Here is a 19,372-nt window from a genome sequence, read left to right as displayed (position 1 = left end):
GGCGGGTCGTACGGTGGAGGTCATGAGGCCCAAGTCCGCGCTGCGCCGTCAGGTCGCGCCGTTCTCCGTCGTGTCCGAGTACGAGCCCGCCGGCGACCAGCCGGCCGCGATCCAGGCCCTGCAGGAGCGCATCGAGTCGGGCACGCAGGACGTCGTGCTCATGGGCGCCACCGGCACCGGCAAGACCGCCACCACCGCATGGCTCACCGAGCGCCTGCAGCGTCCGGTGCTCGTGATGCTCCCCAACAAGACGCTCGCCGCCCAGTTCGCCACCGAGCTGCGCGAGCTGCTGCCCCACAACGCGGTCGAGTACTTCGTCTCCTACTACGACTACTACCAGCCCGAGGCCTACGTCCCGCAGACCGACACCTACATCGAGAAGGACTCCTCGATCAACGAGGAGGTGGAGCGCCTTCGCCACTCCGCGACCTGGTCGCTGCTCACCCGACGCGACGTCATCGTGGTCGCCACGGTCTCGTGCATCTACGGCCTCGGCTCGGCGCAGGAGTACACCGAGCGCATGATCGGCTTCAAGGTCGGCGAGGAGAAGCCGCGCGAGGAGCTGCTCCGATCCCTGGTCCAGGCGCAGTACGTGCGCAACGACGTCGCACCCACGCGCGGCACGTTCCGGGTCAAGGGCGACACCCTCGAGATCTTCCCCGTCTACCAGGAGATGGCGGTCCGGATCGAGTTCTTCGGCGACGAGATCGAGCGGCTCATGACGCTGCACCCGCTCACGGGCGAGGTCCTCAGCGAGGACACCGAGCTCTACGTCGGGGCCGCGACGCACTACACCGTGGGCCCCGACGTCATGACGCGGGCGATCGAGAGCATCGAGGTCGAGCTGGCCGAGCGGCTGGCCGAGCTCGAGGGCCAGGGCAGCCTGCTGGAGGCGCAGCGGCTGCGCATGCGCACCACCTACGACATCGAGATGATGCAGCAGGTCGGTACGTGTGCCGGCATCGAGAACTACTCGCGCCACATGGACGGGCGTGCTCCGGGTACGGCGCCGAACTGCCTGCTCGACTACTTCCCCGAGGACTTCCTCCTGGTCCTGGACGAGTCCCACGTGACCGTGCCGCAGATCGGCGCGATGTACGAGGGCGACATGTCGCGCAAGCGCACGCTCGTCGAGCACGGGTTCCGCCTGCCCAGTGCCATGGACAACCGGCCCCTCACGTGGGGCGAGTTCCTGGAGCGCATCGGGCAGACCGTCTACCTCTCGGCCACGCCCGGCACCTACGAGATGGAGAAGACCGGCGGCGAGGTCGTCGAGCAGATCATCCGTCCCACGGGCCTGGTGGATCCCGAGGTGATCGTCAAGCCGACCCGGGGCCAGATCGATGACCTCATCGCGCAGATCCGCGACCGGGTCGAGAAGAACGAGCGCGTCCTCGTCACCACGCTCACCAAGAAGATGTCCGAGGACCTCACCGACTACCTCCTCGAGGCCGGCATCCGCACCCGCTACCTGCACAGCGAGGTCGACACGCTGCGTCGCGTCGAGCTTCTCCGCGAGCTGCGCATGGGGGAGTACGACGTGCTGGTGGGGATCAACCTCCTGCGCGAGGGACTCGACCTGCCCGAGGTGAGCCTGGTGGCCATCCTCGACGCGGACAAGGAGGGCTTCCTGCGGTCGGGGCGGTCCCTGATCCAGACGATCGGTCGAGCCGCGCGCAACGTCTCCGGCCAGGTCATCATGTACGCCGACCGGATCACGGACTCCATGGCGCTGGCGATCGACGAGACCAACCGACGTCGTGAGAAGCAGGTCGCCTACAACCTCGAGCGCGGGGTCGATCCGCAGCCGCTGCGCAAGAAGATCGGCGACATCACCGACATGCTCGCGCGCGAGGACGCGGACACCGCCACCCTGCTCGCGGCCACGGGTGACCACAAGCGACGCGGTGCGCCCGTGCCGCTCGGACAGCACACCGCCGGGCTGGCGGACCTGCCGTCGGCCGACCTCGCCGCCCTCATCGAGCAGCTCAGCGAGCAGATGCACGCCGCCGCGGCCGACCTGCAGTTCGAGGTCGCGGCCCGTCTGCGCGACGAGATCGGCGAGCTCAAGAAGGAGCTGCGCGGCATGCTCGAGGCGCACGCGTGACGGTGCGGGCCGTCGAGGGGCCGCTCGCGGTCGAGATCGATCCCGACCACGGGGCGCGGCTCGTCTCGTTCACGGTGGCCGGGCTGGAGCTCATCGCGACGCAGCCGGTGCCCGGAGTGCCCGACACCATCACCCGGGGCAGCTATCCCATGGTCCCGTGGGCGGGCCGGATCGGCCACGGCGTCGTGGAGCACGGGGGCGTCCGGCACCGGTTGCCGACGGCCGACGACGGCAACGCGCTGCACGGTCTCGGACGCGACGCCGTCTGGACGCAGGTCGACGACCTCGCCTTCGAGGCCGAGCTCGGTGATCCGTGGCCGGCCGCGGGCACGGCGACCCTCCGCTACGCCCTCACCGCCTCGCGACTCACCTGCACCCTCGGGTGGGACGGCGCAGGCCCCGGGGCCTCGCTCGGGTTCCACCCCTGGTTCCGCCGCAGGCTCGCCGACGGCTCCGAGGCGGTCCACGACGTCGCTCCCGAGCGCATGGTCGAACGCGGCGACGCGATGCTCCCCACGGGCCTGTTCGTCGAGCCGGTGGCCGAGCCGTGGGACGACTGCTTCGCGCTGCAGCGGCCGCCGTCGATCCGCTGGGGCGACACGCTCACCCTGCGGCTCAGCAGCGACGCACCGTGGTGGGTCGTCTACACCCGACCCGAGCACGCCGTCTGCATCGAGCCGCAGACCGCCCCGCCCGACGCCTTCGCCCACCCGTCGTGGCACCGGTGGCTGGACGCGACGTCGATCACCTTCGCCCTCGACGTCGAGCAGCACGGCGCGGCGGGTCGTCCTGCAGGTGTTGCCGCAGCCCCGTAGCGTCGAGGCGTCGGATGGTCCCGGGCGAGGGACACGAGCCCAGGGAGCCGCCATGCAGCAGACGGACGACATGCCCCGGCCCCGGCTCGAGCCCGGCTCGGGGGGCACCAGCCGGCGGGTGCTGCTCGGTGGCGCGCTGGCGGCGACCGCCACCATCGGGGGTCTCGCCCTCCTGGACCGCATGCCCTACGTCCGCGACCTGCCGATCCCCGGCCGCCGCAAGGTCCAGCTCACGTGGCTGCCCACCGCACTGCGTGACGCCGGGCTGCAGGTCGAGGCCACCGAGGGCTGGGCGGACCGCGGCCGCCCGTGGGCGTTCGACCCGTCGGGCGTGCTCGTGCACCACACGGCGTTCCGTGCCACGACCGCCGACCCGCACCCCGCGCTGGACACCGTGGTCGACGGCAGGACCGGACTGCGCGGCCCCCTGTGCCACCTGCTCATCGACCGCGACGCCGTGTGCCACGTGATCGCAGCAGGGCGGGCCAACCACGCGGGCGAGGCGCGCTCCAGCGGCCCCATGCCCGCCGGGGACGGCAACGCGTCCTACGTCGGCATCGAGATCGACTACGCGCCCCAGGAGCCGTACGGCCAGCGACCCACGGCGCGGCAGGGTGAGGCGGCGGTGCGCGCCGCGGCGGTGATCGTGGCCCGGTTCGGCACCGGCGCCGACCACGTGCGCTACCACTCCGAGACCAGCACCGCCGGCAAGTGGGACCCCGGGAACACGGTCGACGCCGACGAGTTCCGACGCCGTGTCGCGGTCGAGCTGGGCGACCGGTCCTGAACGTCTTTCTCGGGTCCCCGCGCGCGCCGCGGTGGCAGGGGGCAGGATGTGCCCATGAGGTGGCGTGACGAGCTCGACGCGCTGACGTTCGAGTCCGTGAGCCGCATGATCGCCGGCGGCATCGTCCTGGGGGGTCTGGTCGGCGCGACCCTGGTGGGGACGGGCACGGTCGGGGAGCGGTCGTCGGTGTCCGCCGCAGCCGAGCCGGTCGTCGAGACGAAGGAACGCTCGCCCGTCTGCCTGCGGGTCGACCCGCAGGAGATCGGCCTGAGCACACCGCTCGAGGCGGCGGTCGTCCAGGCGTTCCCGACCGCCGGGGACGACCTCTTCTCCGGCTGGCCGCAGCGGGTGGACGGTCGCTGGCGATGGGACCGGAGCACGCCCGACGACTCGGGCGAGGCCACGTCGGTGGACGTCGGTGCCGCCGCCAAGGACTCCCGCGGCGTGGCCTGGACCTCCCTGAGCTACGACCTGGTCGACGGGACGGCGGGACTCACGAAGAACCTTCGACTGGTCGTGCCGGCCGGCTACGTGGACGACGACCCGCCGTCCTCCGGCCTGCCGGGCGCCGGAGACCCGGCGCAGATCCCGCCGGGCGGCTCGCTGGTCCTCGAGGCCGACGCGTTCGAGGCGGCCGGCGACGAGGCGGCCCTGCGCGGGCTCGCCGAGGACCTGCCGGGCGGCGGGGGCGACGAGGTGGCCGCAGCGATCACGCCGATCGGCTCCGACGACGTCGTCGTGACGATCGGGACCGCGGCCGCCGTCGAGCGGACCACCGTGCTGTGGCCTGCTGTCACCGATGCGCACGCCGAGGTCGCGCCCGACGAGGACCTGCCCACGTTCGCCCTGCGCCAGGTCGTCCTCGACCTCTCCGGCGACCCCGGGCGGGAGGCGTACGCGGCGCTGCTCGACGGCGAGCTGCCGGCCGAGGCGTCGAAGGCCGTGCGCGCGACGTCGCTGGTCACCGGTGGTGCGCCCGCCACCGCGCGCGCACGGACGCTCGACTCCGGCCGCCTCGACGTCCCACCCTCGTTCTTCGCCGCGGAGGTCGAGCGGACGGTTCGCGAGGACGGTGACGGCGCAGTCACCCTCACCCGCTCGACCGACTCCCGCCAGGGACGGCTCCGCTTCGGCGAGGTGTTCGGAGCCGACGGGCGGGCCCGCGGCATCGAGGCCGCCATTCGCGTGCGCGACGTGAGCTCGGCCGTCGCCTCGACGTACAACCAGTCCTTCGCCGGCCGCCCGGCCGAGGTCTCGGGCTCGGTCAACCTCGTGCTCGGCCTCGACGCCGAGGACCTCGCGACCATCCGGTCCGACGCCCTCGTCGTCGCTGCCGACTGGTTCAACACCGACGGCGACGGCCGACGCTTCGCGCGTGACGTCCTGCGGCTGAAGGGTCTCGCGGAGGCCGACGACGTGAAGGCATGGATGGATCAGGCTCAGCCCGCCCTGGTCGACCGCATCGCCGGCACCATGGCCGCCGGCGGTGGTGGCACGCCCGACCACGCAGCCGGCGAGGTGCTGCGAGCGACGTCCGCGGACGGTGAGGACCCGTGGGCGACCTACGTGGCGTTCACCGGGGCCATCGATGACGCCACAGCCGGTGTCCCGACCGCGCTGAGCCAGTGGGGGGCCGCCGTGCAACGGGGGAGCCGGTCGGACTACTCCGGGTTCGGCGACGCGACCTGCACGAGCGTGAGCTGACAGGACCGCACCACGTCACACCGCCTCGACGTGCGCCCCGTCGCGCGCTCCTGCAACAATGTCCGGCGGAGGGGAGTATTCCTTCGCTGCAGTGTCGTCATCACGGTGGTCTTCCGACCGTCCGGTGCTGTGGGCTCCGGGGGACCGATCCCGGGGTGGAAGAGACCTCCGGTACACGTCTGTCGACCGGAGGAACCTGAGTGAACGTCTCGACCATGGAGTGGTCCATCACCGTCGGTGTGACCATCGCCATCATCCTCTTCGACGTGTTCGTCGTGGCGCGCAAGCCGCACGAGCCGTCGATGAAGGAGTGCGCCACCTACCTGAGCATCTACGTCGGCCTGGCGGTCGCCTTCGGCATCTGGACGTTCACGTACCACGGGTCCCAGTACGGCGTGGAGTTCTTCGCGGGCTGGTTGACCGAGTACAGCCTGTCGATCGACAACCTGTTCATCTTCATCATCATCATGGCGAGCTTCAACGTGCCGCGGAAGTACCAGCAGGAAGCGCTGATGGTGGGCATCATCATCGCCCTGGTCTTCCGGGCGATCTTCATCGCCGTCGGTGCCGTGGCGATCAACAACTTCTCGTGGGTCTTCTACCTGTTCGGCGCGTTCCTCATCTACACGGCCATCCAGCTGATCCGCGACACCGACCACGACGACGACGCCGAGAACGCCGTCGTCCGGCTGGCCCGCCGCCGCTTCAACCTGACGGACCGCTGGGACGGCCTCAAGCTGGTCGTGAAGGAGAACGGCCGGCGCGCCCTCACGCCGATGGCCCTCGTGATCATCGCCCTCGGCACCACGGACCTGCTGTTCGCCCTGGACTCGATCCCGGCGATCTACGGCCTGACCCGTGAGCCGTACCTCGTGTTCACGGCCAACGTCTTCGCCCTGATGGGCCTGCGCCAGCTCTACTTCCTGCTGGGCGACCTGCTCAAGCGTCTCGTGTTCCTGTCGCAGGGCCTGTCGGTGCTGCTGGCCTTCATCGGCGTGAAGCTGCTGCTGCACGCCCTGCACGAGAACGAGCTGCCCTTCATCAACGGCGGCGAGCACGTCCCCGTCCCGGAGATCCCGACGCTCGCGAGCCTCGGTGCGATCATCGTCATCCTCGGCACCACCGCGGTGGCCAGCCTCTGGTACGCCAACAAGTACCCGGAGCGCGTCAAGGACCACGCGGCTCCCAAGGCCGACGGCCACGAGGCGCACGAGCAGGCCACGCCCGACGTCGACGAGACGCCGGAGAAGGACGCCCGGCGCGGCGACCAGTAGCGGCACGCAGCACGTCGCGGGGAGGGTCCGGCTAGGCCGGGCCCTCCCCGCTCACGTGGTAGCGCCGCACGTGGGCGTCCAGCACGTCGGGGAGGGCGGTCCCGCCGTCGTCGGGGAGCGCGCGGAACGCCATCAGCGAGGACTCGTCGGTCCACTGCTCGTGCACCACGACGAGACCGGGGTCGACGCTGTCGGCCGCGACGGCGAAGGCCACGCACCCGGGTGCACGCCGGGCGAGCTCGACGGCGTGACGGCACGCGTCCACGTACGCGTCGCGGTGGGCGGCGTCGACACGGAGCCAGCCGGCGACGACGAGGGTGGTGGAGCCGTCAGCCACCCAGGCCCTCGACGTCCTCGAACGAGCTGTCGGCCGTGCCGGTGGCCTTGTTGATGAAGTACGTGACGACCCACAGGGCGACGCCGATGAGCATGAGCGCCCCGGCGATCTTGTAGACCTCGGGGTCGCGATCGACCCACGGTCCGGCGAGGAAGAGGCACAGGAAGGCGGCCACGGCGGGCAGGACCCCCGGCGACATGAAGTGGTTCCGCTCGGCGCCGGTGGTGTCGCGCCGCAGGATGAGGCACGCGACGTTGACGATCGCGAACACGCACAGGAGCAGGAACGCGGTCACGTTCGAGAGGTTGGCGACCACGTTGCTGTCGGCGTCGCGGGTGACGTAGAAGATCAGGCCCAGCGCCAGGACCGTGGAGAACCCGACGGCGACCCACGGGGTGCGTCGTCCGGGCAGCACCGCTCCGAGCTGGCGGGGGAGCACCCCCTGCTTGGCCATGCCGTAGAGGAGCCGGCTCGCCATGAGCATGTTGATGAGCGCGGTGTTGGCCACGGCGAACACGGCCAGGAACGGGAACACCCGGTCGATCGGGAAGTCGGGTGCACCCTTCGACACCACCTCGAGCAGTGCGCGCCCCTCGGAGTCGGCGATGTTCTTCAGCTCGGGGGCGGTGAGCACCGCCACGACCGAGACGGCGACCAGCATGTAGAGGATGACGGCGATGCCCAGACCGGTGAGCATGGTGCGGGGGAAGATCTTGTTCGGCTCCTTGACCTCCTCGACCATGTTGACCGCGTCCTCGAAGCCGACCATGGCGAAGAACGCGATGGAGGTGGCGGCGGTCACCGCGAGGAAGAGCCCACGATCCTCGTAGTCGCGGAAGGTCACGATCTCGCTCAGGTCGGCGCCGTTGCGGGTCATGGCGTAGAAGCCCACGCCGATGACGATCGAGAGCGCGGCGAGCTCGACGATGGTGAGGACGACGTTGAACTTCACGCTCTCGCCCACGCCACGCAGGTTGATGATCGCCAGGAGGATCATGAAGCCCATGGCGATCGCGACGATGACCCCGCTGCTGGGCGTGCCGTCGATCCAGCCGTTGACCTCGAGGCCGCCGGTGAAGTTGTCGGCCAGTGTCTTCGCCGACGTCGAGGCGCTGGTGATGCCCGAGCAGACGACCGCGAAGGCGATGAGGAACGTCACGAAGTGGATCCCGAAGGCCTTGTGCGCGTACAGCGCGGCGCCCGCGGCCTGTGGGTACTTCGTGACCAGCTCGAGGTAGGAGAGGGCCGTCATGGAGGCCACGACGAAGGCCAGGAGGAACGGCAGCCAGACGAGGCCGCCGACCTTGCCGGCCATCTGTCCGGTCACCGCGTAGATGCCCGCACCCAGGATGTCGCCGACGATGAAGAGCAGCAGCAGCTTGGGTCCCATGACCCGGCGGAGCTCGGTCGGTTCCTGGACCCCAGCGGTGTCGGTGCTCATGTGGCTCCTCGCGTCGTCACCCCCGGAGCACTGCGCCCCGAAGCAGAGTTTGGAGGACACCTTCCTCCGGCTCCGCCTCCAGCGCAACACCAGTAGTAGGTTCTGTGGGGTGATGGACGTACGCGCACGGCTCAGCTCCTGGTTGGGGAGCGTCGTCGTCCGCCGCATCCGGCGCAAGGGCATCGACCTCTCACGCATGTCCTTCATCCCCGAGGAGACCAAGGTCCCCCTCCAGCGCGACGGCACCGACCCGCTGCCGCGGCTGGCCGAGATCCGCGGCCAGGAGCGCCTGCACAAGCTGGCCCTGCCGTTCTCCTTCAACGCCTACCTCGTGTCGGGGTACGACGAGACGCGCACCGTGCTCACCGACCGCGGGGCCTACTCCAACGACATCCGGCACCTGTTCCACGGCGACGGCCCGGCAACGTCCGACGACATCGGCGGGCTGGGCTTCACCGATCCGCCGCTGCACACCCGGTTGCGCAAGATCGTCACGCCCGAGTTCACGATGCGTCGGCTCTCCCGGCTGGGTCCGGTCATCGAGAACATCGTCGACGACGCGCTCGACTCCTTCGAGGCCTCCGGCTCACCCGGCGACCTGGCGAAGCACCTCGCCTTCCCGGTGCCCTTCCAGACGATCTGTGCCCTGCTCGGTCTCGACTACGAGGACCGCGAGGCCTTCGCCGCGCTGGGCAGCGCGCGCTTCGACGCGACGAACGGAGCGGCTGCCGCCTTCGGCGCGGTGTCGGCGCAGCGGGAGTTCCTCTTCGAGGCCGTCGCCCGACAGCGGCTGGAGCCCGGCCCCGGCCTGATCGGCCAGATCATCCGCTCCGAGGGCGACGCGATCAGCGACGTCGATCTCGCCGGGCTCGCCGACGGCGTGTTCACCGGTGGCTTCGAGACCACCGCCGGCATGATCGCGCTCGGCACCATCGTGCTGATGCGCGACGAGAAGCACGCGGCTCTGGTGCGCAACGGCACGTCGCAGGACGTCGAGAAGGTGGTGGAGGAGCTGCTGCGCTACCTCGCCGTCGTGCAGGTCGCGTTCCCGCGCTTCGCCAAGGAGGACATGACGCTCTTCGGTCGGCGGATCCGCAAGGGCGACGTGCTGCTCGCGTCGCTCAGTGCGGCGAACCGCGACCCGGCCGGCGCCGGTGACGAACCGGAGGAGTTCGACCCCTTCCGCGTGCCGCGCAGCGCTCATCTCGCCTTCGGGCACGGCATCCACCGCTGCATCGGCGCCGAGCTGGCGCGCATCGAGCTGCGGACGGTGTTCCCTCGTCTGCTGCGTCGCTTCCCCGACCTCGCCCTCGCGGTGCCGGAGTCGGACCTGTCGTTCCGGCAGCTGTCGTTCGTCTACGGCGTCGACGAGCTGCCGGTCACCTTCTGAGCGACCGCCGGTCCGACGTCAGGCCTCGGACTCCTGGCCGGGGGAGTCCTCCGGCTGCGCGTCGCCGCACTGGCCGAGCGTCGTCGCCTGGTGGCGCTTGAACTCCGGGGAGCTCTCGAACGCCTTGCGGTAGTCCTTCGCCGGCAGTGTCGCGTAGTACTCGACGGCCTCGAGCAGCTCGTCGGCACGTTCGTCGTCACTGACCTCTGCGAGGTCCCGGGCGGGCTCCAGCGCCGCCTCGAACCGTTCGACCGTCTCGGCGTAGTCGTTCTCGTTGAACGCCGCCACGCCCGAGCGCACGAGCGAGCACGTCCGGTCGAAGGCCTGCTGGGAGGCGTCGGGCTCGTCGGACCCACCACCGATCGAGCACGCGCTCGCGAGCACCAGGACCATGGACGCGGCGGCGATCGACCTCATCGGACGAGCGTAGGCAGCCGGGCGCGTTCCCGCAGGGGAGCGGGGCGACCGGGTCGGTCGTGCGCCCCGTGGCGTCGAGCGAGTCGGTGGCCCGCGTCGTGTCGTCGGACGGCTACCAGCCGCGCTCGCGCCACTCCGGCAGGTGGGGGCGCTCCGCGCCGAGGGTCGTGTCGTTCCCGTGGCCGGGGTAGACGTGCGTGTCGTCGGGGTGGCGGCCGAAGATCTTGGTCTCCACCTCGTCGATCAGCGTGGTGAAGTCCTCGGGCGACCAGGTCTTGCCCACACCACCGGGGAAGAGGTCGTCGCCGACGAAGAGGTGCACGACGCCGTCGGGGTCGTCGTAGGCGAGCACGATCGAGCCGGGCGTGTGGCCCACGACCTCGGTGACCTCCAGCTCGCAGGAGCCGACGCGGACGCGCGCGCCGGTCGAGACCAGCCGGTCGGTGGGCACGTCGATGCCCTCGGCGTCGTTCTCGCCCGCCACGGTCTCGGCTCCGGTGGCCTCGACGACGGCGGCGAGCGCCTGCCAGTGGTCGCCGTGGCGGTGGGTCGTCACGATGCGGGCCAGGCCGCCCTCGCCGACCAGCTCGAGGAGCCGATCCGGCTCGGCGGCGGCGTCGACGAGCACCTGCTCGCCGGTCAGCTCGCACCGCAGGAGGTAGGCGTTGTTGCTCATCTCGCCCACCGCGAGCTTCGTGATCCGCAGGTCACCTGCGTGCTGGACGTCGGCCGGACCGCCGACCTCGACCTCACCCGTGTACGTCATGCTGTGATCCTAGGCGGACGGGGCTCGCCCGCCCGCGGGACGAGGGGGACACGTGGACGGCGCAGAGCTGGCAGGGCGACTGATCGGGCTCGTGCTCGTCCTGACCATCCCGATCGCGATGATCGTCGTCGCGCGACGTCGCAAGACGGCCTCGGCCGGGCAGAAGGGCGGCAAGCTGCTCGTCGCGGGCGTCGTCCTGCTGGTGCTCGTGGTGCTGGGAGTGCTCGCGCAGGCCGGTCAGGTGAACCAGGTCTGACCCCCGTGGGTGAGGTCACCGTCGCTCGAGGTGTTTCTGTCGGCGGTCGCCACTAGGCTCGACACGTATGCCTACACCTGCTGCCGGAACCTCGGAGGGATGTCCGTGACGTCGGACCGCATCGTCGTGCGCGGCGCGCGCGAGAACAACCTCAAGGACGTCTCGCTCGACCTTCCACGTGACTCGCTCATCGTCTTCACCGGCCTGTCGGGGTCGGGCAAGTCGTCGCTCGCCTTCGACACGATCTTCGCCGAGGGCCAGCGACGGTACGTGGAGTCGCTGTCGGCCTACGCGCGCCAGTTCCTCGGCCAGATGGACAAGCCCGACGTCGACTTCATCGAGGGCCTGAGCCCGGCCGTCTCGATCGACCAGAAGTCCACGTCGAAGAACCCGCGGTCCACGGTCGGCACCATCACCGAGGTCTACGACTACCTGCGCCTGCTCTACGCCCGCGCCGGGCGCGCGCACTGCCCCGACTGCGGCGAGCCCATCTCGCGCCAGACGCCGCAGCAGATCGTCGACCGCATCCTCGCCCTCGAGGAAGGCAGCCGGTTCCAGGTGCTGGCCCCTGTCATCCGGGGCCGGAAGGGCGAGTACCTCGAGCTGTTCAAGCAGCTGCAGCAGCAGGGCTTCAGCCGCGCGCTCGTCGACGGCGAGGTGCACAACCTCGCCGACGAGCCGCCCAAGCTGGCCAAGCAGAAGAAGCACACGATCGACGTCGTCGTCGACCGCCTGCAGGTCAAGGACTCGATGAAGCAGCGGCTCACCGAGTCCGTCGAGACCGCCCTCGGCATCGCCGACGGGCTGGTCCTGGCCGACTTCGTGGACCTGCCCGAGGACGATCCGCACCGCATCCGCCGTTTCTCCGAGAAGCTGGCGTGCCCCAACGACCACCCTCTCGCGGTCGACGAGCTCGAGCCGCGGTCGTTCTCGTTCAACGCCCCGTTCGGCGCGTGCCCCGAGTGCCACGGCCTGGGCACCCGCATGGAGGTCGACCCCGAGCTCGTCGTCCCCGACCCGTCGGCGTCCGTGGCCGACGGCGCCATCGCACCGTGGAGCTACAACCAGGTCTCCGAGTACTTCCTGCGGATCACCCAGGCGCTGGCCGAGGAGATGGGGTTCTCCACCTCCACCCCCTACGGTGACCTGCCGCAGAAGGTCCAGGACGTGCTGATGCACGGCCACCCCGACAAGGTGCACGTCACCTACAAGAACCGCTACGGACGTCAGCGGTCCTACTACACGGCCTTCGAGGGCGCGATCGCGTTCATCGAGCGTCGCTACGCCGAGACCGAGTCCGAGACCAACCGCGAGCGGCTCGAGGGCTTCATGCGCGAGGTGGCGTGCGGCGAGTGCGGCGGCAGCCGGCTCAAGCCCGTCATCCGGGCCGTGCTTATCAACCACCCCGAGCTCGGGCCCAAGAACATCGCCGAGGTCAGCAACCTGTCCATCGCCGAGGCCGCCGAGTACCTCTCCGGCCTCGAGATGAGCGACCGCGAGCGCCAGATCGGCGAACGGGTGCTCAAGGAGATCCACGAGCGCCTTCGCTTCCTGCTCGACGTCGGCCTCGACTACCTCAGCCTCGACCGCGCCGCCGGATCGCTGTCCGGCGGCGAGGCCCAGCGCATCCGCCTCGCCACGCAGATCGGTGCGGGCCTGGTCGGCGTCCTGTACGTCCTCGACGAGCCGTCCATCGGCCTGCACCAGCGCGACAACCACCGGCTCATCGAGACGCTCGTGCGCCTGCGCGACATGGGCAACACGCTCATCGTCGTCGAGCACGACGAGGACACCATCCGGGCCGCCGACTGGGCCGTCGACATCGGACCGGGCGCGGGCGAGCACGGCGGTCAGGTCATCGTGTCCGGGCCCGTCAAGGACCTCTACAAGAGCAAGGACTCGATCACCGGCAAGTACCTCTCCGGACGGGAGAAGATCCCGCTCCCCGAGGTCCGTCGGCCGCGTCAGAAGGATCGCGAGATCACGATCCACGGTGCTCGCGAGCACAACCTCAAGGACATCGACGTCACGTTCCCGCTCGGCCAGCTCGTCGCGGTCACGGGCGTCTCGGGCTCGGGCAAGTCGACGCTCGTCAACGACATCCTCTACACCTCGCTGGCCCGCCAGATCTACGGCGCGCGCACCATCCCGGGCCGTCACCGCTCCATCAGCGGCGCCGAGCAGATCGACAAGATCATCCACGTCGACCAGTCGCCCATCGGTCGCACACCGCGATCGAACCCCGCCACGTACACCGGCGTGTTCGACCACGTGCGCAAGCTGTTCGCGCAGACGCCCGAGGCCAAGATGCGCGGCTACCAGCAGGGTCGCTTCTCGTTCAACATCAAGGGTGGTCGCTGCGAGGCGTGCTCCGGCGACGGCACGATCAAGATCGAGATGAACTTCCTGCCCGACGTCTACGTGCCGTGCGAGGTCTGCCACGGAGCGCGGTACAACCGCGAGACGCTCGAGGTCCGCTACAAGGGCAGCACCATCGCCGAGGTCCTCGACATGCCGATCGAGGTGGCCGTCGAGTTCTTCGAGGCCATCCCTGCGATCGCCCGCCACCTGCGGACGCTCGTCGACGTCGGACTGGGCTACGTGCGACTCGGTCAGAGCGCCCCGACCCTGTCGGGCGGCGAGGCCCAGCGCGTCAAGCTGGCCTCGGAGCTGCAGAAGCGGTCCACCGGCCGCACCATGTACGTCCTCGACGAGCCCACCACCGGCCTGCACTTCGAGGACATCCGCAAGCTGCTCCTGGTCCTCGGCCGCCTCGTCGACGCCGGCAACTCCGTCGTCGTCATTGAGCACAACCTCGACGTCATCAAGACGGCCGACTGGCTCGTCGACATGGGTCCCGAGGGCGGCTCCGGCGGCGGCACCCTCATCGCCGAGGGCACCCCCGAGCACGTCGCTACGGTGAAGGCCAGCCACACCGGCCAGTTCCTCGCCCCCCTCCTGCAGTAACACAGATTCCCAGGTCGACCTGGGATTCTTCCGGTTTGCACGAGAACCGCGCAGGAGCACGGGTTGCTTCCCGTGCTCCTGCAGGGAAATCGGGCATTGCTCACACCAGGTGCCGCCGTGCCCGCTCATGGAGCTGACGCGACCGAGCGAGCTCGTACGACCACCGGAGACCGGTGTCGTGCGACTGGCCTGGTCGCACCTCGTGGGCTGTCGCCCTGGACACTCCGAAGCTCAGTCCGCGGATCCGGTCCTCGCGGTGCTTCTCACGCACCACGACGTCGCTGGCGTCCTCACCCGGTCGCAGGTCGCGCCAGTACTTCCTCTGACCGTCCACTTCTCCGATGTGCCGATGCTCGGGCCAGGCCACGTCGGTCCACGCGAACACCTCGCCGTCCTCGACGATCGGGAACTGCGTGACCGGGACCGGCATGGATGCCTCGAAGCACGTCTGGCGCAGCAACGACTCTGCCGCAGTCTGTGCGCCGGGGTCGGCACGACGCAGCACGAACCGCGCCTGCCGCGACCCGGTCCAACCTCTGAACCTGCCTGAGATGTCCGCCAGCTCCTCGCGCACGGCGAGCTCCCGGTTCAGCGCCGAGTCCAGCACCACGAGGGCGCCTCGGACATCACCGGCACACGCCACCTGGAACGTCGCGTGAGCCGGTTCGACCGCCAACAGGCCTGAGGGCGTCTCGACGAAACCGAGCCCGGCGATGTTCCGGTGGTGGTGAACAGCCGACTCTGCGCGCCCCGACCCTGGATCGAGACGAACGACGTGCACCGTCGTCAGATCGACCGCCCAGGTCGCAAGTCCGTGGGCGATCGCTGCGCTGTGGTGCGACAGAGCGACGCTTCCTTCGGGGAACTTGGCCAGGACCGACCTTGCGAGCAGGAGGTGCCTGTCCTCGGGACTCGACGAGGCCAGGACGGCCGGGGTCGTGTAGGTGCCCACGCGGAGTCGGACGAGCATCTTCGCCCGACGAGCCTGACCGATGGCGCGATCCGTCCACCCCAGGCCCAGCAGGTCGCTTCTGAACACGAAGCCGCCGCGGGCCGCGATTGCCAGCTCCAGATCGTCCATCCCTCCACGGTGATGCGCTCGAGACAGGGGCGGGAGGGGTGCGACACATTCTGTGGACGACGCGACGCGGCCTCCGGAGGCATGTGGACGACGCCGACAGATGCACGGCTTCCCTACGTCTGCACGGGTTGCAGCCCGTGCAGACGCAGGGAAACCGTGCAGTCCGGCAGATTCCCAGGTCGACCTGGGAATCTCCGGGACGGGTGTGTCGGTGGGGGCTCGTAGGGTGGGGGCGTGGCGGATCCAGCGACCTACCGGCCGGCGCCGGGGGAGATACCGGTCGAGCCGGGGGTCTACCGCTTCCGCGACGCGCAGGGTCGGGTCATCTACGTCGGCAAGGCCAAGTCGTTGCGGGCGCGGCTCAACAGCTACTTCCAGGACGTCGCGGGGCTGCACGAGCGCACGGCGCGCATGGTCACCACGGCCGCGTCGGTCGACTGGACGGTGGTCACCACCGAGGTCGAGGCGCTCCAGCTCGAGTACACGTGGATCAAGGAGTTCGACCCACGCTTCAACGTCAAGTACCGGGACGACAAGAGCTACCCCTGGCTCGCGGTCACGGTCGGCGAGGAGGTGCCGCGAGTCCAGGTGATGCGCGGTGCACAGCGCAAGGGCGTGCGCTACTTCGGTCCCTACGGCCACGCGTGGGCCATCCGCGACACGGTCGACACGCTGCTGCGGGTCTTCCCCATGCGCTCGTGCTCGGCCGGCGTCTACCGTCGCGCCCAGGGCATCGGTCGGCCGTGCCTGCTCGGCGACATCGGCAAGTGCGCGGCACCGTGCGTCGGGCGGGTCACGCCCGAGGAGCACCGCGGCATCGTCGACGACTTCATGGCGTTCATGGGCGGGCAGACCGCCGGGTTCACCCGCTCCATCGAGCAGCGCATGAAGGAGGCTGCGGCCAACCAGGAGTACGAGCTCGCCGCGAAGTTCCGCGACGACCTCGGTGCCCTGAGCCGCGCCCTCGAGAAGCAGACGGTCGTGCTCGGCGACGGCACCGACGCCGACGTCCTCGGCTTCGTCGACGACCCGCTCGAGGTCGCCGTGCAGATCTTCTCGGTCCGCGGCGGGCGCATCCGCGGCCAGCGCGGCTGGGTGGCCGACAAGGCCGACGAGGCGGGCTTCCCCGAGCTCGTCCAGCGTGCCGTCATGACCCTGTACGAGAACACCGCCGCCGAGGCGATCCCGCGCCAGGTGCTCGTGCCGCGGCTGCCGGCCGACGTCGAGGCGGTCACCGAGCTGCTCACCGAGCTGCGTGGGGGACCGGTCCGCATCCGCGTGCCGCAGCGGGGCGACAAGAAGCGGCTGCTCGAGACGGTGGAGCAGAACGCCCAGCAGGTCATGGCGCGCCACAAGCTCAAGCGTGCCGGCGACCTCACGGCCCGGAGCAAGGCGCTCGAGGAGATCCAGGAGTACCTCGAGCTGCCCACGGCTCCGCTGCGCATCGAGTGCTACGACATCTCCAACCTCCAGGGCACCGAGATCGTCGCCTCGATGGTCGTGTTCGAGGACGGCCTTCCCCGCAAGGCCGAGTACCGCCGCTTCACCATCCGCCACGAGGGCCAGAGCGACGTCGCCGCCATGCACGAGGTCATCACCCGACGCTTCCAGCGGCTGCTCAAGGCCCGCAAGGAGGGTGACGAGATCCCGGGCATCGATCCCGAGACCGGTCTGCCGCGCAAGTTCGCGTACGCACCGGGCCTGGTGGTCGTCGACGGCGGTCCGCCGCAGGTGGCGGCCGCCCAGGCCGCGCTCGACGAGCTCGGCATCACCGACGTGGCACTCTGCGGACTCGCCAAGCGGCTCGAGGAGATCTGGGTGCCGCACGACGTCGATCCGGTCATCTTCCCGCGCACGAGCGAGGCGCTGTACCTGCTGCAGCGCGTGCGCGACGAGGCCCACCGCTTCGCCATCGCCCACCACCGACAGCGTCGGGCCAAGGCCATGACGGGCAGCGCCCTCGACGACGTGCCGGGCCTCGGCCCCACGCGGCGCAAGGCGCTGATGGCCGCGTTCGGCTCCGTCCGGAAGATCCGGGCCGCCACGGTCGACGAGGTGGCCGCGGTGCCCGGGTTCGGCCGGGCTACGGCAGAATCCGTCGTGGCGGCGCTCGCCGCCGACGCCCCAGGGCCCGCCGTCGACATGGCGACGGGCGAGATCGTGGAGGACCGATGACGCCGTTGACCACGTTCGTGCTCGTGACCGGCATGACCGGCGCCGGGCGCGGCACGGCCGCCAAGGCGCTCGAGAAGCTCGGCTACTACGTCATCGACAACCTCCCGGCCAGGATGATCGAGGGCGCCGTCGACGCCGCGGAGGGCGCCGACGTCGCCCGGCTGGCCGTGGTCGTGGACTCCCGCTCCGGGGCGTTCTACTCCGGGCTGGTCGACGCGCTCGAGTCGCTGCGCGAGCGTGGCATCCGCGCCCGGGTGCTCTACCTCGAGGCGGCCGACGAGGTCCTCGTCCGACGCCAGGAGGCTGCGCGCCGGCCGCACCCGCTCAGCATGGAGGGCCGCCTGCTCGACGGCTTCGACCGCGAGCGCGAGCTGCTGCGTGCCGTCCGTGGCCGGGCCGACATCGTCGTCGACACCTCGAACCTCAACGTCCACCAGCTCGCCCGCCGGGTGCAGGCCGCCTTCGAGGAGCCGGGGGCCACGGGTCTGCGTGCGTCCGTCATGTCGTTCGGCTTCAAGTACGGCATCCCCATCGACGCCGACATGGTCGCCGACATGCGCTTCCTGCCGAACCCCTACTGGGTCGACGAGCTGCGACCGCTGAGCGGGCTCGACGCGCCGGTGAGCGACTACGTGCTCAGCCAGCCGAAGGCCCCGGAGTTCCTCGCCGCCTACGAGAACCTCGTGGACATGCTGACGGACGGCTTCCTCCACGAGGACAAGCGGTTCCTCACGATCGCGATCGGCTGCACCGGCGGGCGGCACCGCAGCGTGGCCATGTCGGAGGCGTTCGCGGAGCGCTTGAGGTCCCACGGGGTCCGGACCCTCGTGGTGCACCGCGACCTGGGGCGCGAGTGAGCGGGTCGGCCGCACCCACGTCACCGACCGCCCCGAACGGCGGCGTGAGGGTCGTCGCCCTCGGGGGCGGTCACGGGCTGGCGGCCAGCCTGTCGGCCCTCCGGCTGCTGCACACCCGGCTGACCGGCATCGTCACCGTGGCCGACAACGGCGGTTCGTCCGGTCGGCTCCGCGAGGAGCTCGGCGTGCTTCCTCCCGGTGACCTGCGCATGGCCCTGGCGGCCCTCTGCGCCGACGACCAGTGGGGGCGTCAGTGGGCCACGGTGCTGCAGCACCGGTTCCAGAGCGGCGGCGCCCTGAACGAGCACGCCGTCGGCAACCTGCTGATCGCCGCCATCTGGGACATCCTCGACGACCACGTGGCCGGCCTCGACCTGGTCGGAGACCTGCTCGGGGCACGGGGTCGGGTGCTGCCCATGGCGGCCGTCCCCCTCGACATCGAGGCCGACGTGCGCCTGCACGCCTCCCCGGACCACGTCACGGTCGTGCGGGGCCAGACGCAGGTCGCCTCGGTCGACGGGCAGGTCCTGGCAGTGCGGCTCGATCCGCAGGACCCGCCGGCGTGCCCGGAGGCGGTGCGCGCCGTCGAGCACGCCGACTGGGTCGTGGTGGGCCCTGGCTCCTGGTTCACCAGCGTGATGCCGAACCTGCTCGTCCCGCAGCTCCGCGACGCCCTCGAACGCACCTCGGCACGCCGTGCGCTGGTGCTCAACCTGCAGGAGCAGGAGGGCGAGACCGAGGGGCTGTCGCCCACCGACCACCTCGACGTCCTCGCCGCCCACGCGCCCGACCTGCGCATCGACGTGGTGCTCGCCGACCACTCGCTGGTCGACGACGACGGTGTGCTGGAGCGTGCGGCGCGCGCCCTCGGGGCCCGCGTGGTGGCCGCGGAGGTGGCCGCCCGACCCGGCGCCGACCAGCACGACCCGGGCCGGCTGGCGGAGGCCTTCGAAGGGTTCTTGCACCCGGGCATACAGTGAGGGCTGACTGCCCGCGAC

16 protein-coding genes are annotated in these 19,372 nt (G+C 70.5%); 11 read left to right on the top strand and 5 right to left on the bottom strand.

The genetic code is table 11. The features are described from left to right. Window positions 1-22: 22 nt before the first annotated feature. The 5 genes from uvrB to NBW76_RS11305 all read left to right on the top strand — a co-directional run bounded on the left by uvrB (window position 23) and on the right by NBW76_RS11305 (window position 6,687). A complete protein-coding gene (gene uvrB, locus NBW76_RS11325; protein WP_055968588.1) occupies window positions 23-2,107 on the top strand; it encodes an excinuclease ABC subunit UvrB in 2,085 nt (694 codons plus the stop codon). Next, the gene (locus tag NBW76_RS11320) at window positions 2,104-2,922 is read left to right on the top strand and encodes an aldose 1-epimerase (RefSeq protein ID WP_056554509.1); all 819 of its coding nucleotides are present in this window, start codon (window positions 2,104-2,106) and stop codon (window positions 2,920-2,922) included. The genes uvrB and NBW76_RS11320 overlap by 4 nt, the downstream gene beginning before the upstream one ends. A gap of 52 nt (window positions 2,923-2,974) precedes the next feature. Next, on the top strand, window positions 2,975-3,709 hold the full coding sequence (locus tag NBW76_RS11315; RefSeq protein WP_056554512.1) for an N-acetylmuramoyl-L-alanine amidase: 735 nt from the start codon (window positions 2,975-2,977) through the stop codon (window positions 3,707-3,709). A 54-nt stretch (window positions 3,710-3,763) separates the two neighbouring features. Further along, entirely contained in the window at window positions 3,764-5,413 is a 1,650-nt protein-coding gene (locus tag NBW76_RS11310) for a hypothetical protein (RefSeq protein WP_056554516.1), read from the top strand. Window positions 5,414-5,613: 200 nt separating this feature from the next. After that, the gene (locus tag NBW76_RS11305; RefSeq protein ID WP_082480823.1) at window positions 5,614-6,687 is read left to right on the top strand and encodes a TerC family protein; all 1,074 of its coding nucleotides are present in this window, start codon (window positions 5,614-5,616) and stop codon (window positions 6,685-6,687) included. A 31-nt stretch (window positions 6,688-6,718) separates the two neighbouring features. Here the strand turns inward: NBW76_RS11305 and NBW76_RS11300 are convergent, their stop codons facing one another. Both NBW76_RS11300 and NBW76_RS11295 read right to left on the bottom strand, forming a co-directional pair. Next, on the bottom strand, window positions 6,719-7,024 hold the full coding sequence (locus tag NBW76_RS11300; RefSeq protein ID WP_056554519.1) for a putative quinol monooxygenase: 306 nt from the start codon (window positions 7,022-7,024) through the stop codon (window positions 6,719-6,721). Then, complete coding sequence (locus tag NBW76_RS11295) at window positions 7,017-8,465, bottom strand: APC family permease (RefSeq protein ID WP_055967963.1); 1,449 nt, start codon at window positions 8,463-8,465, stop codon at window positions 7,017-7,019. Before NBW76_RS11295 ends, NBW76_RS11300 begins: the two co-directional genes overlap by 8 nt. 112 nt (window positions 8,466-8,577) lie before the next feature. Here NBW76_RS11295 and NBW76_RS11290 point away from each other — a divergent pair, with 112 nt between their 5' ends. After that, window positions 8,578-9,855 carry a cytochrome P450 gene (locus tag NBW76_RS11290; RefSeq protein ID WP_055967966.1) on the top strand — a complete coding sequence of 426 codons (1,278 nt, stop codon included), beginning with the start codon at window positions 8,578-8,580 and terminating at the stop codon, window positions 9,853-9,855. A gap of 18 nt (window positions 9,856-9,873) precedes the next feature. On the opposite strand, the gene NBW76_RS11285 is transcribed toward NBW76_RS11290, so the two are convergent. Beyond that, a complete protein-coding gene (locus NBW76_RS11285; RefSeq protein ID WP_055967970.1) occupies window positions 9,874-10,272 on the bottom strand; it encodes a hypothetical protein in 399 nt (132 codons plus the stop codon). Between the two features lie 112 nt (window positions 10,273-10,384). Beyond that, window positions 10,385-11,038 carry an MBL fold metallo-hydrolase gene (locus NBW76_RS11280; RefSeq protein ID WP_056554521.1) on the bottom strand — a complete coding sequence of 218 codons (654 nt, stop codon included), beginning with the start codon at window positions 11,036-11,038 and terminating at the stop codon, window positions 10,385-10,387. Between the two features lie 52 nt (window positions 11,039-11,090). Between NBW76_RS11280 and NBW76_RS11275 the strand changes: the two genes are divergently transcribed. Then, complete coding sequence (locus tag NBW76_RS11275) at window positions 11,091-11,294, top strand: hypothetical protein (protein WP_055967976.1); 204 nt, start codon at window positions 11,091-11,093, stop codon at window positions 11,292-11,294. 99 nt (window positions 11,295-11,393) lie between these two features. Then, window positions 11,394-14,261, top strand: a complete 2,868-nt coding sequence (uvrA, locus tag NBW76_RS11270) for an excinuclease ABC subunit UvrA (RefSeq protein WP_056554524.1) — start codon at window positions 11,394-11,396, stop codon at window positions 14,259-14,261. Window positions 14,262-14,361: 100 nt separating this feature from the next. On the opposite strand, the gene NBW76_RS11265 is transcribed toward uvrA, so the two are convergent. Further along, window positions 14,362-14,871: a hypothetical protein gene (locus NBW76_RS11265; protein WP_156366957.1), complete on the bottom strand. Its 510-nt coding sequence runs from the start codon at window positions 14,869-14,871 to the stop codon at window positions 14,362-14,364. A gap of 705 nt (window positions 14,872-15,576) precedes the next feature. Between NBW76_RS11265 and uvrC the strand changes: the two genes are divergently transcribed. Genes uvrC through yvcK form a run of 3 tightly spaced genes read left to right on the top strand, consistent with a single transcriptional unit; the run spans window position 15,577 to window position 19,354 of the window. Next, window positions 15,577-17,517, top strand: coding sequence for an excinuclease ABC subunit UvrC (uvrC, locus tag NBW76_RS11260; RefSeq protein ID WP_055967986.1), 1,941 nt, complete (start codon window positions 15,577-15,579; stop codon window positions 17,515-17,517). Further along, window positions 17,514-18,374: an RNase adapter RapZ gene (rapZ, locus tag NBW76_RS11255; RefSeq protein WP_055967989.1), complete on the top strand. Its 861-nt coding sequence runs from the start codon at window positions 17,514-17,516 to the stop codon at window positions 18,372-18,374. Before uvrC ends, rapZ begins: the two co-directional genes overlap by 4 nt. Before the next feature lie 44 nt (window positions 18,375-18,418). After that, window positions 18,419-19,354 carry a uridine diphosphate-N-acetylglucosamine-binding protein YvcK gene (gene yvcK, locus NBW76_RS11250; RefSeq protein WP_056554920.1) on the top strand — a complete coding sequence of 312 codons (936 nt, stop codon included), beginning with the start codon at window positions 18,419-18,421 and terminating at the stop codon, window positions 19,352-19,354. Window positions 19,355-19,372 lie beyond the last annotated feature (18 nt).

It is taken from the genome of Aeromicrobium sp. Leaf245 (genome assembly GCF_942548115.1).
GTDB lineage: Bacteria > Actinomycetota > Actinomycetes > Propionibacteriales > Nocardioidaceae > Aeromicrobium.
Note: the sequence above shows the minus strand (reverse complement) of the source record. Positions and strands in the feature narration are given on the sequence as shown.

Excerpts from the sequence above, each read along its gene's own strand:
- NBW76_RS11295 (WP_055967963.1), bottom strand. The coding sequence starts at position 8,465 with ATGAGCACCGACACCGCTGGGGTCCAGGAACCGACCGAGCTCCGCCGG.
- NBW76_RS11310 (WP_056554516.1), top strand. The coding sequence starts at position 3,764 with ATGAGGTGGCGTGACGAGCTCGACGCGCTGACGTTCGAGTCCGTGAGC.
- NBW76_RS11315 (WP_056554512.1), top strand. The coding sequence starts at position 2,975 with ATGCAGCAGACGGACGACATGCCCCGGCCCCGGCTCGAGCCCGGCTCG.
- uvrA (WP_056554524.1), top strand. The coding sequence starts at position 11,394 with ATGTCCGTGACGTCGGACCGCATCGTCGTGCGCGGCGCGCGCGAGAAC.
- rapZ (WP_055967989.1), top strand. The coding sequence starts at position 17,514 with ATGACGCCGTTGACCACGTTCGTGCTCGTGACCGGCATGACCGGCGCC.
- uvrB (WP_055968588.1), top strand. The coding sequence starts at position 23 with ATGAGGCCCAAGTCCGCGCTGCGCCGTCAGGTCGCGCCGTTCTCCGTC.
- NBW76_RS11280 (WP_056554521.1), bottom strand. The coding sequence starts at position 11,038 with ATGACGTACACGGGTGAGGTCGAGGTCGGCGGTCCGGCCGACGTCCAG.
- NBW76_RS11290 (WP_055967966.1), top strand. The coding sequence starts at position 8,578 with ATGGACGTACGCGCACGGCTCAGCTCCTGGTTGGGGAGCGTCGTCGTC.
- NBW76_RS11285 (WP_055967970.1), bottom strand. The coding sequence starts at position 10,272 with ATGAGGTCGATCGCCGCCGCGTCCATGGTCCTGGTGCTCGCGAGCGCG.